At 32.4% G+C, this 16,999-nt stretch carries 14 protein-coding genes; 10 read left to right on the top strand and 4 right to left on the bottom strand.

Annotated features, from left to right (window positions below):
- The first annotated feature begins 315 nt into the window (after nt 1-315).
- Together BOW55_RS18995 and BOW55_RS18990 are read left to right on the top strand one after the other, a co-directional pair.
- Nucleotides 316-792, top strand: coding sequence for a DUF6265 family protein (locus BOW55_RS18995; protein WP_129025872.1), 477 nt, complete (start codon nt 316-318; stop codon nt 790-792).
- A 506-nt stretch (nt 793-1,298) separates the two neighbouring features.
- Nucleotides 1,299-1,754, top strand: a complete 456-nt coding sequence (locus BOW55_RS18990) for a hypothetical protein (RefSeq protein WP_129025870.1) — start codon at nt 1,299-1,301, stop codon at nt 1,752-1,754.
- Nucleotides 1,755-1,891: 137 nt separating this feature from the next.
- Here BOW55_RS18990 and BOW55_RS18985 read toward each other — a convergent pair whose 3' ends face one another.
- Complete coding sequence (locus BOW55_RS18985) at nt 1,892-3,052, bottom strand: MFS transporter (RefSeq protein WP_089055220.1); 1,161 nt, start codon at nt 3,050-3,052, stop codon at nt 1,892-1,894.
- Between the two features lie 324 nt (nt 3,053-3,376).
- On the opposite strand from BOW55_RS18985, the gene BOW55_RS18980 reads away from it, so the two are divergent.
- The 4 genes from BOW55_RS18980 (at nt 3,377) to BOW55_RS18965 (ending at nt 8,901) form a co-directional block, all read left to right on the top strand.
- On the top strand, nt 3,377-4,102 hold the full coding sequence (locus tag BOW55_RS18980; RefSeq protein WP_129025868.1) for a DUF4198 domain-containing protein: 726 nt from the start codon (nt 3,377-3,379) through the stop codon (nt 4,100-4,102).
- Nucleotides 4,103-4,374: 272 nt separating this feature from the next.
- On the top strand, nt 4,375-6,621 hold the full coding sequence (locus BOW55_RS18975; protein WP_129025866.1) for a TonB-dependent siderophore receptor: 2,247 nt from the start codon (nt 4,375-4,377) through the stop codon (nt 6,619-6,621).
- A gap of 199 nt (nt 6,622-6,820) precedes the next feature.
- A complete protein-coding gene (locus BOW55_RS18970; RefSeq protein WP_129025864.1) occupies nt 6,821-8,134 on the top strand; it encodes an APC family permease in 1,314 nt (437 codons plus the stop codon).
- A gap of 143 nt (nt 8,135-8,277) precedes the next feature.
- On the top strand, nt 8,278-8,901 hold the full coding sequence (locus BOW55_RS18965; RefSeq protein ID WP_129025862.1) for a GyrI-like domain-containing protein: 624 nt from the start codon (nt 8,278-8,280) through the stop codon (nt 8,899-8,901).
- Nucleotides 8,902-9,123: 222 nt separating this feature from the next.
- On the opposite strand, the gene BOW55_RS18960 is transcribed toward BOW55_RS18965, so the two are convergent.
- Nucleotides 9,124-11,757 carry a valine--tRNA ligase gene (locus BOW55_RS18960; RefSeq protein WP_129025860.1) on the bottom strand — a complete coding sequence of 878 codons (2,634 nt, stop codon included), beginning with the start codon at nt 11,755-11,757 and terminating at the stop codon, nt 9,124-9,126.
- 274 nt (nt 11,758-12,031) lie between these two features.
- Here BOW55_RS18960 and BOW55_RS18955 point away from each other — a divergent pair, with 274 nt between their 5' ends.
- Entirely contained in the window at nt 12,032-12,412 is a 381-nt protein-coding gene (locus BOW55_RS18955; protein WP_089059823.1) for a DUF1573 domain-containing protein, read from the top strand.
- A 100-nt stretch (nt 12,413-12,512) separates the two neighbouring features.
- On the opposite strand, the gene BOW55_RS18950 is transcribed toward BOW55_RS18955, so the two are convergent.
- The gene (locus BOW55_RS18950; protein ID WP_129025858.1) at nt 12,513-13,004 is read right to left on the bottom strand and encodes a hypothetical protein; all 492 of its coding nucleotides are present in this window, start codon (nt 13,002-13,004) and stop codon (nt 12,513-12,515) included.
- Nucleotides 13,005-13,179: 175 nt separating this feature from the next.
- Entirely contained in the window at nt 13,180-14,508 is a 1,329-nt protein-coding gene (locus tag BOW55_RS18945; protein ID WP_129025856.1) for a PDZ domain-containing protein, read from the bottom strand.
- A 121-nt stretch (nt 14,509-14,629) separates the two neighbouring features.
- Here BOW55_RS18945 and BOW55_RS18940 point away from each other — a divergent pair, with 121 nt between their 5' ends.
- The 3 genes from BOW55_RS18940 to BOW55_RS18930 form a co-directional block, all read left to right on the top strand.
- Nucleotides 14,630-15,826, top strand: a complete 1,197-nt coding sequence (locus tag BOW55_RS18940) for a pyridoxal phosphate-dependent aminotransferase (RefSeq protein ID WP_129025854.1) — start codon at nt 14,630-14,632, stop codon at nt 15,824-15,826.
- Between the two features lie 202 nt (nt 15,827-16,028).
- Entirely contained in the window at nt 16,029-16,700 is a 672-nt protein-coding gene (gene folE, locus BOW55_RS18935) for a GTP cyclohydrolase I FolE (protein ID WP_129025852.1), read from the top strand.
- A 93-nt stretch (nt 16,701-16,793) separates the two neighbouring features.
- The coding region (locus BOW55_RS18930; RefSeq protein WP_164975070.1) for a four helix bundle protein at nt 16,794-16,999 on the top strand (206 nt) is incomplete at its 3' end.

The raw sequence follows: 16,999 nt of genomic DNA, 5'->3' as shown, positions 1-16,999 counted from the left end.
CTCAATTTTTCAAAGTTTAATTCTTGGGAAAATGGATTCTTTACTTTGTGCGTCTGTTGCCACGAATTACACGAATTTTCACAAATTGATTTTTACGCAGATTTAAAAAGATTTAAGCAGATAATCGTAGATTTATTTAACACAGAATCAAAAATAAATCTGCCCAAATCTGCAGAATCTGCGTGAGACAATATCATTTTAATTCGCCAATTCTACAACAAAAAACATTACAATTCAAAAAAACAATTCGTGTAAATCCGTGTAATTCGTGGCATCAATTTTTTTCATACTTTAGTACAATCAAAACTCATAAATATGTTTCAGAAAATTACTCTTTTAGCACTTGTAATAACAGCTGTTTCTTGTCAAAAAAAGGAATCTGTAGAAAAGGATAAAATCAAAATTGCCGACTGGCTTATTGGTAACTGGGAAAACAAATCGACTGACGGTGTTCTTACTGAAAACTGGCAAAAATTAAACGACAGTACTTTTAGCGCTTCCTCTTATTTTATAAAAGGTAAAGACACTATTCATTTTGAGTCTATTATTCTAGCTCAGCTTGGAGAAACTTTAACGTATAAAGCAACTGTAAAAGGACAAAATGATGATAAACCAGTTTCTTTTGCATCAACTTTAGAGTCGGATAAACAATTGGTTTTTGAAAACGCCAAACACGATTATCCTCAAAAAATTACTTATACAAAAGGTGCAGATAATACTATAACCGCTGAAATTTCTGGAAACTTGAACGGAAAACCAAGTTCTGAGAAGTTTGTAATGACGAAGAAGTAAATCAATGAAACAGAAAATAAATTATATTCAGATAATTTTTCATTTCATTGCGGTTTACTTTATAATGTTTTCTTTTCGAACATTTTCATGGCTCCGCGATATTAGACTGATTGAATTAGCACAAATTCACGGTCCTCAATATGTTATGAACAATCGTGAAAAGCTTGGAATAACTATACAAGAAGTTACCTTTTTAATTTTTGGCCAAATGTTTTTAGTTTATTAGGAATTCTTTTTGCTTTTATTATATCAATTGTGATCTCAAAAATTAAAAAAATGGCATTTTTTAAATAGCTTCATCGTTCTGATACTCATTTATCTTTTATACCGCTATAATGCACTGGACTGGAATTATTTTAGAACTTTTACAATAGGTCGTTTTATAGATAATCATCAATTAAATTTTATCGTAACTGGATCATTTTATTTAATTATCGGACTTGTTACTTTCTTTTCACAATGGACAAATAGTTTAATTCAAAATCAATATTCGAAAATAAACTAAAATGAAAAAATTCTTTGTTTTGGTTTTATTCGTTATTTTCAGTTGTAATTATAAATCTGAAAAAATTATTGATGATGTTTTTGATAATTATTCGTTTAACAGTACACTTTCAAAAAGTACAGAAATTATTATAAAAGCCTACGATTCAACTGTAACAAATAAAAGAAGTGGCGGTGTGGAATCTTTTATCCCAACAAAAGAATTCAAAACAAAAACTAAACAGCAAATTGAAGATTTTGATAAAATATTTTTGAATGCTAAAAAGACTGGTTATTGTTGCTGCCCAACAAGTTGTTATTCTATACATTTTTTGAATCAAAAAAAAGAACTTGGTTTATTTTATGTTGATACTCTTGAATTCAAAAATAAAATACGAATCTTTGAGAGTAGCTTTCAATACTCTTATATTATTGAAAAACAAAAATGGAAAGATTATCTTAATCAATTAGAGAAATAATCTGTCTTCCCAAATAAAGAACCAAAGGTTCGAAACATATTATAGAGCTAGACTTCAGTCCAGCTTACACAAAGATTATCCACAATATTTACCCGCACAAGAAAAAATATTAGTACCTCAGCACCTTCAAAAAAAAACTACTCGTTCTCCCCTATCTTATTGACCATAAAAATCATAAGTATTCCTAAAAGTGCCATTACTAAAAAGGCCCATTTCATGCTTAGATATTCGGAAATAAAACCAACCATTGGCGGCACTAATAAAAATCCGAGATAACCAATTGTAGATATTGAGGTTAATGCTGAACCGCTGCTTAATGTAGATGATCTTCCGGCAATACTAAACACAAGCGGAACTACGCAGGATACTCCAAAACCAATTAAAACATAACCAAAAATAGTTGGATAAGCATACGGCAATATAAAGCAAATACCAAACCCTACTGTAATTAAAACGCCGCTGTAAAATAGAATTCGTTTGGTACCAAATTTCATTACACCATAATCACCAAACAAGCGTCCTAAAGTTACTGCTGTTGCAAAAAAGACAAATGCGGCACTGGTTAACTTTGGCGAAGCTTTTAGTATATTTTCAAAATAAATTCCGCTCCAATCGTACATGGTATTTTCGCAGGCCATTGAAACAAAGCAAATCAAGGCAAATTTTACCAGATTTTTCTCGGGCATCGAAAAGAACTTCTTTTTTACAGGAACGGGTTCATTATGAATACTCATTGGATAAAAACAAGCTGTAAGTGCCATCATAAAAACGCTTACTCCTAATAAATGATGCGATGGCGCAATTTGCTGTGTTACCATAACATAACCTAAACCTGCACCTGTAAAAACAGCAATACTCCAAACGGCATGAAAACGTGTTATAATCGATTTGGGATATAATTTTTGAACCTCAAGAGATTGTGCATTTATGGATAAATTGAAAATATTACGCGAAGCTCCAAAAATTAAAAGTACAAAGACCAGCTGCCATACAAACGCAACCAATCCTGGAAGCGACAATACAATATTAAACATGATCGCTCCTAAAAGCATAATGTAACGGCTGCTGTATTTGTTCAACAATTTTCCAGTAAAAGGCATTGTAAGCATTAACCCAATTGGAAATGCAAACAAAACTGCTCCAAATTCGGCTTCAGATAAATGCAGTTGTGCTTGTATATGCGGGATTCTAGAAACCCAAGAAGAATATCCAAAACCTGAAAGAAAAAAAAATACAGTATTGGCTATACGATATCCTCTAGGCGTGTTTTGAATTTTTTTAAAGAATGGTAAAATCATGAAGGCTTTTTTCAGATTGCAAAATTAGGGCTTTTTAAAAGGAACTGCGACCCTTTTTGCTTTTTCTATTTGCAAAATACCAATTCAACTGTTTTAGTTTCAAAAATAGAACAACAACTTCCTTTTTAATAATAAATAATGGCTTTAAATACATAAAAAACAAAAAATACTTAAATGCGTTTTACTTACAAATACAAATCAAAATCAAGGTTTTAACAAGCCAAATAAGAATTAGTTTTAAAGATTTTTACTTTTATTTTTAATTGTTCTAAATAAACTTTAAGTTTGTACCATTATCATACTTAACAAATTAATCTTGATCATATGAAATCAAATACTTTAAAAACACTAACATTTTTATTTTTAGCATTTTTTGCAGCACCTCAACTTTTTGCACACGCGCTTTGGATTGAAACTAAAGCTGCTGGAACAAAAGGAAAAGCACAAGAAATCTCGGTTTACTTTGGAGAATTTTCAGATAATGACATTACAAAAGCAGATAAATGGTTTTCTGATTTAAAAGATTTTAGTTTAGTATTGGTTTCTCCTTCAAAAAAAGAAACTAAACTTACTGCAAAAGCTTTAGATAATAAATACCAAGCTTTTTTTACTCCTGATGAAGACGGAGTTTACACGGTTGTAATGCATCATAAGGTAAAAGATGTTTATGGAACTATGGTTCTTGATTACAACTCTAGCGCAACTGTAGTGGTTGGAAACAAATCTGCTGGAAATTCTGCTTCTGCCAACAAAAATGTAATCAGCGTATTTAGCGAAAATGCTGATAGTACAAAAAAAGACGCAAAAATAAATGGTGTGGCTTTATATGATGGTGCAGCTGCAAAGGAGCAAAAAATAAAAGTTATCGCTCCAAATGGCTGGGAAAAAGAATTATGGACAAATGATAAAGGCGAGTTTTCGTTTACGCCAATCTGGTCTGGAAATTATATGGTAGAATTTGCTTATACTGAAAAAGCTGCTGGTGAACACAATGGCAAAAAATACGATGAAATCTGGAAAATGGCTACTTACTTAATCGCGGTCAAATAATTTTCAATCTTTTTTTAGATTAAATCACGAAGTTAATCTTCATGAAACCTTGCTCTTCTGAACAAGGTTTTTTTTAGTGTCAAACCGCCAACATTAAAATAACATTAGAACAAACTTATAATAAAATTAAATTAATATTAAAAACTCTTAAGCTAATCTTAAGACAAAACTAAGAATATTTTAAGCGATAAAACACCTCTAAAAATTTTGTTAAAGGCTTTGTGCAGTGTTATATTTGCAAAAATTATTTTTATTAAATCTAAATAAGTAAAATGAAATATAACTTACTACTCGCTTTATCCTTGATTAGTTTAGCGTCTTATAGTCAAGATTATTCAAGTGCCGACAATACCACAACTCTTAATGATACGGTAAAAAATAGAAAAGGAGAAATTCTTAATGAAGTTTTAATAACAACAAACAAACCTAAAAAACCTATTGAAGCTGCTCGTTCTGGTATTAAAGTAATGGACTTGCCTCAAAGTGTTCAAATTATCGGAAGCGATGTAATTGCACAACAGCAAGCTATTAGATTGAGTGAAGTTGTTAAAAACATGAATGGTGTTTATGTAGGTTCTGCTCGTGGTGGTGCTCAAGAATCATTCTTTTCAAGAGGTTACGATATGGGTGCAAACAATATGTTTAAAAACGGATTCCGTTTTAGCAGCGGATCTATGCCTGAAGTTTCTTCATTAGAAAAAGTAGAGTTTTTAAAAGGTAGTGCGGCTTTATTATACGGAAACGTTGCTCCGGGTGGAATTTTAAACATGGTAACTAAAACTCCTCAATTTACTAAAGGCGGCGAGGTTTCTATGCAAATAGGAAGTTTCTCTTATTACAAACCTTCTATTGATATTTACGGGCCTTTAAATAGTTATATTGCTTACCGTTTTACTGGTTCTTATGAAAACTCTGAGAGTTTTAGAGACGTTGTAAAAAATGAGCGTTACTACTTAAATCCTTCGTTTTTATTTAAGTTGAGCGATAAAACTCAAATCACACTTCAAGGTGATTATTTAAGCTACGATTGGACTCCAGATTTTGGAACAGGAATAATTGGAAAAGAAATTGCTGATGTGCCAAGAAACAAATATTTAGGAGCACTTTGGTCTTACGGAAAAACGAATCAAACTAGTGTTTCGGCTTTACTTAATCATAATTTTAATGACAATTGGAAACTTAACTTCAATACGTCATTCCAAAACTACAAAAGAACATCTAAAGGAACTGAGCGTGTATCTATCGACAAAACAATTCCAAATTACGTAGATGGTGATTACATTCGCCCATTAGGACAAAATCAAAACTTTGAGCAAATCATTGGTGAGCAATTAAGCTTACAAGGGATTTTTCATACTGGAAAAGTTAAACACCAAATTTTTACAGGTGTTGACTTAGAAAACTCATTCACTCAAGCTTATACTTATGCTTTTGACGAAAAAGCGGTAAAAGATGCTAAAGGAAAATATATTGTTAATGCATACGACCGTGTAAACATTTACGATCTTACTTATAACGGGCAGCGTATGGATATTCCAAATGCAAATGCTACAAGACTTGTTAATACGGATTCAAACCGTTTTGGAATTTATGCTCAAGATTTAATTTCTATTTCAGAACAATTTAAAGTTTTAGCAGGATTACGTTGGTCATGGCAAGAAACTCAAGCTGAAACAACTGATTATACAAAAGCTACAATAACTAAAGGACAAAAATTAACAGATGCTGCTTTTTCACCTAAAGTTGGTTTAGTTTATCAGCCTACAAAAAACACTTCATTATTTGCAAGTTATGCAAACTCATTTACTCCAAATACAGGAACAACTGTTGATGGTGAAGCTATCAAACCATCTATCATTGACCAATATGAGGTGGGTATTAAAAAAGATTTCTGGAGAGGTTTATTAAGTACAAACGTTACACTTTATCAAATCACAAACAGTAATTTAGCTCAAACTGCTGAATTTAAAGCTGACGGAACTCCTAATACTGATACAAACGTAAAAGTATTAAGCGGTGAAACTAAAAGTAAAGGTATTGAAATCGATGTTACTGCAAGACCAGTTGAAGGTTTAAACATTATTGCTGGATACAGCTACAACGATATGCGTTACAGTAAAACTTCAGGTTTAAACGGTAGTTTTATTGAAGGTGATCGTTTGGCTAGAACTCCTGCAAATACTGCAAACTTAAGTTTCTTTTACACACTTCAAGATGGTTTATTAAAAGGTGTTTCTTTTGGAGCAATCGGAAATTACATTGGTAAAAGAATTGGAGGATGGAATAATTTAGTTGTAATTGATCCTAAAACTGGAGTACAAACTATAAACGACAGAGAAATTCCTCTAGAAGGTTACACTACAATTGATGTATCTGCTGGATATACTTGGAGAAAAATCTCAATTTTATGTAAATTATCAAACATAACAAATGAGTTGAATTATACTGTTCACGAAAACTATAGTGTGAATCCAATCGCACCTCGTCAAATTATGACAAGTTTACGTTACAAATTCTAAAAATTTGAATTAGATTACAATGAACCAAAGCTTTTTCTGCCTTTTCATTTTTTGAAAAACGGAAAGAGTTTTGGTTTTTTAATACACAAACCTTATCTATCGCTAGATAAGGTTTTTTATTTCAATAAAAGGAAATATTCTAATTGTATTACTTTTGCTGAGCAGATACCTCATATTCCAAAAAAGAAAAAATCCAAATATGTCAGATTTCAAGAAAAATCAATTGCAGAAAAGTTTAGGTCTAAGTTTTAATATTGCAGTATTAATTGGAGGAACTATTGGAGTTGGTATTTTACGAACACCTGGAACAATTGCCGAAATGCTTAGTAATTACTGGCTTATAATTGCTTCATGGCTTTTTGGAGGTTTATATGTTTTGCTGGGTGCCAATTCGTATGCTGAACTTGCGACAATGTTACCAAAAGCCGGTGGTTCTTATAATTATATTAAAAGAGCTTTTGGAGAATATGCCGGTTTTCTGTCTGGATGGTTCGATTATATTACAAATGTTATTCCGCCCGCTTTTTATTGCATTGTCATCAGCGAATATATTATTATTCTATTCCCTTCGCTTGCAAACTACTCTACAGTAATGGCAATTTCCTTGCTGCTCGCTTTTGTACTAATACATTTAAGCGGTGTAAAAAACGGAAGTGTTATTCAGCAGATTACAAGCTTACTAAAAGTGATCTGTTTTGTTGCTTTAGTAGTGGCCTGCTTTATGTATTCTGGCATTGAAACTGCACCAATAAAAACAGATAGTTCATTTTTTCAAATTGGTTTAATATTCGGTTTTTTCAAATCCTTGCAACTCATCATTGGTACTTATAATGGCTGGAACAGCGTTTGCTTTTTTGCTGAAGAAAATGATGATCCTAGCAAAAATATTCCTAGATCATTGTACAGTGGCGTTTTGCTTGTTATGTCAATTTATGTTTTGGTAAATGCCGCTTTTTTTCATGTTCTGCCAATTGAAACTTTAGCGAAATCAAATCTCGCTGCTGCCGATGTTGCTAAAATTCTTTTTGGAAAAAACGGAGCTGTTATCGTTACGGTAATTTCTATTTTTTCGTTAATCAGCATCTTAAATGCTTTTATGATGATTCCGCCAAGAATCCTTTACGGGCTAAGTCGTGACGGTTTTTTTATTGAAAAAGGAACGCAGGTAAATAAAGGCGGAACTCCTATTGTTGCACTTTTAGTTTCATCACTTTTCAGTTTATTTTTAATTTGCATCGGCTCATTTGAAGTGTTGTTCTCCTTTGCCGCTTTTATCTCGATTATCGTTTGGGGATTGGCTTATTTTTCACTTTTAAAATTAAGAACTCAAGAACCTGATCTGCCAAGACCATATCGCTCTTTTTGGTATCCGTGGACAACGATAATTGCTATTATCATCTCAATCGCTTTATTAATGGGATTTATTTACAGCGACCCGAAAAGCTTTATAATTATTATGGGAATTACGGCGGTTTCTTACCCTTTATTTTTGGTTTTGAGAAAGAAAAAGTAACTTTTTCACCACTAATTCACAACTTAGTTTTTAAAATCTATGTGCGAAATAATTCCTGACTATAAAAAATCTTAAAGCTGTATTTCTGCTGACATACTGTTGTCACTTAATGTGATTTAATTTGTTCTATAAAAATAAAAAAGATGAGCAAACTAGATCTAACAAAAACGGACAAAATATATTACAAAGCTAAAACGAGCCCTGAAATACTTCATATCGAAAAAACAAATTATATATCGATTACAGGAAAGGGAGATCCTTCGGGAAAAGAATTTTCAGAAAAAATTCAAACTTTATATGGTACCGCTTATATTATCAAATTCATGTTGAAAGCTGTAAACAATGATTTTATTGTTCCAAAATTAGAGGCTTTATGGAGTTTTGATACTGAAAAATACGCTGCTATTTCGATGGATGAAGCACCTCTGAAAATACCTCGAGCGGAGTGGAATTACAGAATCATGATTAGAATGCCAGATTTTGTCACGAAAGAACAAACTGAGGAAGCTATCAATACTGCTGTCAATAAAAAACAAATAGAATTAGCGAAGTCTATCGAATTTTACGAAATGAAAGAAGGTAAAGTTGTGCAGATTCTTCATATTGGTCCTTTTGAAGATGAACCACAGACTTTGAAGAAAATTCAAGAATTCAGCATCGAAAACAAGCTGCAGCAAAATGGGCTGCACCATGAAATTTATTTATCAGACTTTCGTAAAACTGCTCCCGAGAAATTAAAGACTTTACTAAGAGAACCTGTAAAATGACTTTTTTTTTTGACAGCCACGAATTCACGAATTATTTACAATCATATTATAACCCAATATTTTCATCCAGAAGAACTTGCGATCTCTACAAGCAGCTCAACAAAGATTGACGACTTTAGAAACGAATTTACGTGTGTGATTTCTCCTTTCAGTCGAAATGACAAAGCACAAAAAAAGCTGTCCAAATGGACAGCTTTTATATTCAAAAAGTAACTCTGATTCTTACTTCAAACCAGCTAAACTCTGCTCGATTGTAGCAATTTTTGCTAAAGCATCGGCTTGTTTTTGTTTCTCTATGTTTAGGACTTTTTCTGGAGCTCCGTTTACAAATTTTTCATTAGAAAGTTTTGCTTCTACAGATTTCAAGAATCCTTTTGTATAGTTTAATTCTTCTGTCAGTTTTGCAATTTCTGCTTCAACATCAATATTTCCTGTAATTGGAATGAAATATTCATTTGATTTCACACGGAAAGATAATGCACCATCCACTTTTTCAGCAACATATTCAAAAACAGAAACGTTTCCTAATTTCGTTATAACTGAATCAAAGTAAACAGAAACATTTTCGCTGTTAATCCCTTTTAATTCAATACTGTCTTTGAATGGAATATTTTTGTCTTTACGAATAGTTCTAATTCCAGAAATTACTTCAATTGAATTTTCAAAATCAGCAATTAACTTTGCATCAAAAGGTTTTAATTCTGGCCAAGTCGAAACGATTAAAGCTTCTTCTGGAGTTCTTTCAGCAATTAACTGCCAAATTTCTTCTGTCAAGAAAGGCATAAATGGGTGAAGTAACTTTAAATTACTTTCCAGCATTTCGATTGCTTTATCAAATGTCGTTTTATCAATTGGTTGTTGGTACGCTGGTTTGATCATTTCTAAGAACCAAGAACAGAAGTCATCCCAAACCAATTTGTAAATTGCCATAAGAGAATCTGAAATTCTATATTTCTCAAAATTATCTTCAATGTCAACTAAAGTTTGCTGTAATTTAGCTTCGTACCATTCGATTGCTACTTTTGATGATTCTGGCTGAACGATAGTTTCTGAAACTTCCCATCCTTTAATCAATTTGAAAGCATTCCAAATTTTGTTTGAAAACCCTTTTCCTTGATTACACAATTCTTCATCAAACATAATATCGTTTCCTGCAGAAGCACTTAAAAGCAATCCTACACGAACACCATCGGCACCAAATTTATCGATCAAATCTAAAGGATCAGGAGAATTCCCTAATGATTTAGACATTTTACGACGTTGTTTGTCACGAACTAAACCAGTCAAATAAACATTTGTAAATGGTTTTTCGCCAGCGTATTCGTAACCCGCAATAATCATTCTGGCAACCCAGAAAAATAAAATATCCGGACCTGTTACCAAGTCGTTTGTTGGATAGTAATATTTGTAATCAGCACTTTCCGGATCCATAATTCCGCCAAAAACAGACATTGGCCAAAGCCAAGAAGAAAACCAGGTATCTAACGCATCAACATCTTGTTTTAAGTTGTCGGTTGTTAGTTGTTGATTGTTGGTTCTTTCTTTTGCTAAAACTAATGCATCTTCAATGTTTTCTGCAACTACGAAATCTTCTTTTCCATCTCCGTAATAGTAAGCAGGAATTTGCTGCCCCCACCATAATTGACGAGAAATATTCCAATCGCGAATGTTGTTTAACCAATGCGCATAAGTGTTTTCGAAACGTTTTGGATGTAACTTAATATCTCCATCAACTAAAACTGATTTAATCGCTGGTTTTACTAAATCTTCCATTTTCAAAAACCATTGATCGGATAATCTTGGTTCGATTACGGCTTTGGTTCTTTCAGAAGTTCCTACTTTATTTAAGTGAATTTCAGTTTTTGCTAAAGCGCCAATTTCTTCTAATTCTTTTGCAATTTCTGTACGAACCACAAAACGATCTTTTCCTTGATAATGTAATCCGAAGCTGTTTAATGTAGCATCTTCATTAAAAATATCAACGATTTCAAGATTGTGTTTTTCTCCTAACGTTTTATCGTTCATGTCGTGCGCAGGCGTTACTTTCAAACATCCTGTTCCGAATTCAACATCTACATATTCATCTTCGATAATTGGAATTACTCTGCCACAAATCGGGACGATAGCTTTCTTGCCTTTTAAATGAGTAAAACGCTCGTCGTTCGGGTTGATACAGATTGCAGTATCTCCAAAAATAGTTTCTGGACGTGTTGTAGCAATCGTCAGAAAATCTTCTGAACCTTCAATTTTATATTTTAAGAAAAATAATTTTCCTTGTTGTTCTTCGTAAATAACTTCTTCGTCAGATAAAGTTGTTTTAGCTTCCGGATCCCAGTTTACCATTCGGTATCCTCTGTAGATCAATCCTTTGTTGTATAAATCTACAAACGATTTAATTACAGATGCAGACATATCTGGATCCATTGTAAATTTGGTACGTTCCCAATCGCATGAAGCACCTAATTTTTTAAGCTGCTCCAAGATTGTTCCGCCATATTTATCTGTCCATTCCCAAGCATGTTTTAGGAATTCTTCACGAGTTAAATCATTTTTATTGATTCCTTCTGCTTTTAATTTAGCTACAACTTTTGCTTCTGTAGCAATCGATGCGTGATCCGTTCCCGGAACCCAGCAGGCGTTGAAACCTTTTAAACGTGCTCTACGAATTAAAACATCCTGAATAGTATTATTCAACATATGTCCCATATGCAAGACACCAGTGACGTTTGGAGGAGGAATTACAATAGTATACGGTGTTCTATGATCTGGTTCTGAATGAAAATAATTGTTTTTCATCCAATACTCATACCATTTGTTCTCAATCGTCTTAGCGTCAAATTGTGCTGGAATTGTCATTTAAATAGGTTGTTTAATCGTTGATTTTCTGTTGATTCGTTTAATCGTTGATTCGTTTAATCGTTAATTCTTGAAAGCTTTAGTAAAATCTAAACTCAATCCAAATCAATTAAACAATTAAACAGTTAAACAAATAAACGAAACTTTGGTTCAATTTTTGTAATTATAACTGACAGCAAAAGTAAATAATTAAAGACACTATAAAAAGCGAATTATTAATTTGTGTGTTAATTAAAAGAATGTATATTTACTTACAATTAAAAATAATTTCAAAATGAAAAATGTTGCCTCTTTTATTGCAGTCGTATTGTTTAGCGCAATAGGCTATGCACAAAATGGCCCAAAGATTGAATTTGCAGCCTCAGACAATACGATTGATTATGGAAAAATTTCAAAAAGTGATAATGGAGTTCGCTCCTTTGAATTCACTAATACTGGCGATGCACCGCTTTTAATTATTGGCGCTGAATCAACAGTTAGTTCTATCGTGGTTACTAAACCTGCTGCGGCAGTAATGCCAGGAAAAAAAGGTAAAATCGATGTTAAATACAACATGGTTTCTGGCCCAATTCGTAAAACAATTACGGTTGAAACAAATGCAGTGAACTATCCTGACGGCCGAGTTGCCCTTAAAATTAAGGGAGAAGTTTTATAAAAAATAATACCTAAAAATAGTAAAAGCCGTTTCTTTAATTAGAAACGGCTTTTTTTTTGATGAATTAAAAGTCACATTCGTCGAAATGACAAGATTGCGACTACTTTTCTGTTTTCTCAGCGCATTCAGCGATTTCGAATTTATATTTTACTTTTTCAAAATCAATTGGTTTGTCTTTTACTATATAAGTCACACCCATTGTCGTCTGCATGGTTCCGTTTCCTAAAATAAGCTGTTTGTCTCGTTTTAATAATGCCATTGGGTTTTTGAATGTTGTATTTTTATTGACATTGTCTCTAAAAGTATAATCTACAAATAATGTATCACCGTGAAACTCACCAGCAACTTCGCCTGTTCTTACGGTCGAAGGAGCAACTTTCATAATCATATCACCTGATAATCTGCCGTTTTTTAACGTATTCAATTTTAAATCTATAGTATCTTTCTCGTATATCGCTTTATAACATTCGGTACTTACAACTTTTTCACCTTCGGCTTTTGCTGCTTCGGCTTCTTTTTGTTTTTCTTCATTTTTACAGCTTTGAAATCCAATGCAGATTACAAGCAGACAAGGCAAAACTAGATTTTTCATATTTCAATATTTTATTCAAGGTTATTGCATAAAATTAATAAAAAAGAAACTAATTTTATAGTCTACAGTAAAAATTAAAACCTAACATCTTTTAAAATAAGGATTAACCTCTAAGCCAAACCCTTGTCTAAAGTTTTAAATTTAAAAGACTATTTTTTTTAAAACAAAAGTAAAATTACAACTCATCTTCAAGCCTAAATCGAAATTTTAAAACAAGACTATTTCTCTCGACTTCTAGATTAATAAATATATCTTCCTCTGATTTCAAAAGCTGATTTATCTGCTGTAAAGTAAACTTATAAGGTCTGTCACCATTAATACTTATGATAATATCCCCTTTTTGAAGTCCGCACTTTTCAGCTGCCGAATTTTTCCGAATATTAACAATCTCAAAAACAGGTTTTAGTGAAAATTTATATCTAAAATTGCCTCCCCCGCCTCTTTCATTTTTTTCGATATCACTTACTGTCGAAGCAAGCTGAACTGTTTCCAGATGCACTGTTTCCTGAACCCATTGCAAACCATTATGCTGAACAGTAATTCCGCTTTTATTATAAGTAAAAGGCTCGGCGTATTTATTGTTCTTTTTAAGATACATCTTTCGGTCTGTATAATCCATTACCAAAGTAAACCTTTTTAAAATTTCTCCGCCTACAGATCCAACTCTTCCAGGAACCATCTTTACATTTCGAATAGATGTCGAATCAGGAAAAGCAACAATTGGTTTTTTAAAATTAAAATCGGCAATCGAAAAACTCTTAATTCTAGCACGATGACCTTCAATATCGCCGCTAAATCCTTTTCCTAAAAAATCAGGAAAATTCTTTTCTGGAAGCTTAATTTTATTGTTTTCAAAAACCCAAAAAGCATCACTATTGCCAATATCAATAAGCAGCTTCGCAGGAATATTAATGCTGTCTAAAACAGCCGAAGCATTAATATAAGGTTTAGATCTTTCTATTGTAATTGGAATTGCTTCAAATTTTGCATCCAGCTTTTTTTGAATCCCTTTTTTGTTGTCGTAAACTGTAATTTTCTTTCTTACGTAATTCACTTCAACAATGTTGTTTTTAAAAAACTTATAGCCAATAATTCCATTAACAGGAATACCAATATGCGATGACAAATTAAAACCTTGATCTAAAATAACATACAGCATGTGATTTTCTGATTTTAATCCATGTGTTTCTAATGTATTATTGGTTGATTTAAGTCCCTCTATTTCCTCTTCGGCGCCAAGCCCTCTAAGTTTTATTTTCTGGACATTATTAAACTTCACTTCCTGCATTTCATCCATACTAAAAAGAATAGTTTCTTCAACACCGGAATCTAAAAGGAAATTAAGTTCTATTCCGTTTACTTTAATCGGAATAAAAATGAGGTTATTTATCAATTGAAAGGGAACAACTACCTTTTTACTATTGTTTTGAATTATGAAATTATCTTGAGCCAGCAGGTTAAAAGATAAGAATAACCCAAAAAACAACATAATATATTTTCTCATCAGCAATATTTTATTATAAAATTACTAAATATATTTATAATTGTTACATTTTCATAAGTACTTGTATTGTTTACGTTAAATTCGAAAAAAAATGCAAATTTGCACTTCAATAATAAATCTCATGCCAACAATTTCTAACAAAGGCAGAAACATGCCCGAATCTCCGATACGCAAGCTTGCTCCTTATGCTGATTTAGCAAAGCAAAAAGGACACAAAGTGTATCATTTAAACATTGGTCAACCGGATATCAAGACACCCGAAGTGGCCATCGAGGCGGTAAAAAATATTGACAGAACTATTATAGAATACAGCCCATCTGCTGGATATGAAAGTTACAGAAAAAAATTAGCAAAATTTTACCAACGCCAAAATGTAAACGTTAACTCAGAAGACATCATTGTAACAACTGGTGGTTCTGAAGCCTTATTGTTTGCACTGGCCACAATTACAGATCCGGGAGATGAAATCATCATCCCAGAACCTTTTTATGCTAATTATCATGCATTTGCTTCATCTACAAGTGCTACTGTAGTGCCGCTTGTTTCGACTATCGAAACGGCATTTGCTTTGCCAAGTATTGAGGAAGTTGAAAAGTTGATTACTCCAAAAACGAAAGCAATTTTAATTTGTAATCCAGGTAATCCAACAGGATATTTATATTCAGAAACTGAAATTAAACAATTAGCAAGTTTAATTAAAAAATACGATCTCTATTTAATTGCTGACGAGGTTTATCGTGAGTTTTTATACGATGGAGATGACATTCATTATTCTGTAATGAATCTTGAAGATGTACAGCAAAATGTAATTATGGTCGATTCAGTTTCAAAACGCTACAGTATGTGCGGCGCAAGAATTGGCTGTTTGGTTACTAAAAACAAAGAAGTACTGGCAACCGTAATGAAATTTGCTCAGGCACGTTTGAGCCCGCCAACAATTGAACAAATTGCCTGCGAAGCTGCGATTGACACTCCGCAAAGTTATTTTGACGAAGTTATCTCTGAATACAAAGAACGTCGTGATACTTTAATCAATGAATTAAATAAAATTGAAGGCGTAATTGTAACCAAACCTAAAGGTGCTTTTTACTGCATTGCTCAATTGCCAATTGATAATGCTGATGATTTTGCCCAATGGCTTTTAGAAAGTTATGATTTAAACGGCGAAACTGTTATGGTTGCTCCCGCTGCTGGATTTTATTCTACTCCAGGAATGGGATTGAATCAGGTAAGAATTGCTTATGTATTAAATAAAAAAGATTTAATTACTGCTGTTAATATTTTAAAAGAAGCTCTTTTAGTTTACAACAAAAAATAAAATCATAAAACACAACCCTTTTAAAAGACAATAACCATTTAAGTTATTGTCTTTTATGTTTTAATACCATACTGATTTAGTCTTTATTTAAACTATATCTTAAAAGGATCGATTAAATAATAAAAACCATAGAAAAGGTTTCCTATTTATTAATTATCTTTACCGCCTTAAAAAGATATACCCATTATAATAGTAGTTTTTAATGATAAACAACGAAGATTTTTTAGACGAAATAGGTGACAGTCATTTCAGCAGTAATGCAAAAAACCCTCTAAGAGAGGATGCTTTCGACTTAAGCGATGACGAAAAAATAGAAAAAATTAAAAAAGATGTTGAAAACATTCTCCAAACTCTTGGAATGGATTTGACAGATGACAGCATAAAAGGTACTCCAAACCGAGTTGCAAAAATGTTTGTAAAAGAAATTTTTGGAGGTCTTAATCCTTCAAAACAACCAAAAGCTTCAACTTTTGACAATAATTACAAATACGGTGAAATGCTTGTTGAGAAAAACATTACTGTTTATTCTACCTGCGAACACCATTTACTGCCAATTATTGGGCGCGCTCATGTTGCTTATATTTCAAGCGGAAGAGTTATTGGTTTGTCAAAAATGAATCGTATTGTTGAATATTACGCTAAAAGACCTCAGGTTCAAGAGCGTTTAACAATGCAGATTGTTCAAGAACTTCAAAAAGCTTTAGGAACAGAAGATGTTGCCTGCGTTATCGATGCTAAACATCTTTGCGTAAACTCAAGAGGAATCAAAGATATCGAAAGCAGCACTGTAACGTCTGAATTTGGCGGAAAATTTAAAGATCCTCAAACGAAAAGAGAATTTCTTGATTATATCAAGCTAGAAACACAATTTTAGTTTAATCGGTAAATCGTTAATTTGTTTAATCGATTATTCATTGAACTTAATTTTCTATTAAACGATTAGATAAATCAACAATTAAACAAAAAAATGTACTTTTTCTCGTTTGAAAAACTGGAAGTTTGGCAAAATGCAAGAATGTTCATTTTGGATATTTATAAATTAACTAGTAAATTTCCAACAAATGAATTATTTGGAATAACCTCTCAAATAAAAAGAAGCTCTTCATCAATTGCTACAAATATCGCAGAAGGAACATCAAGAAACACAAATAAAGACAAGGCACACAGGGGATA

The organism is Flavobacterium sp. YO12, from assembly GCF_004119495.1.
In the GTDB taxonomy this organism is placed as follows: domain Bacteria; phylum Bacteroidota; class Bacteroidia; order Flavobacteriales; family Flavobacteriaceae; genus Flavobacterium.
The sequence above is the reverse complement of the archived record's forward strand: the minus strand, read 5'-3'. Positions and strand labels throughout refer to the sequence as shown.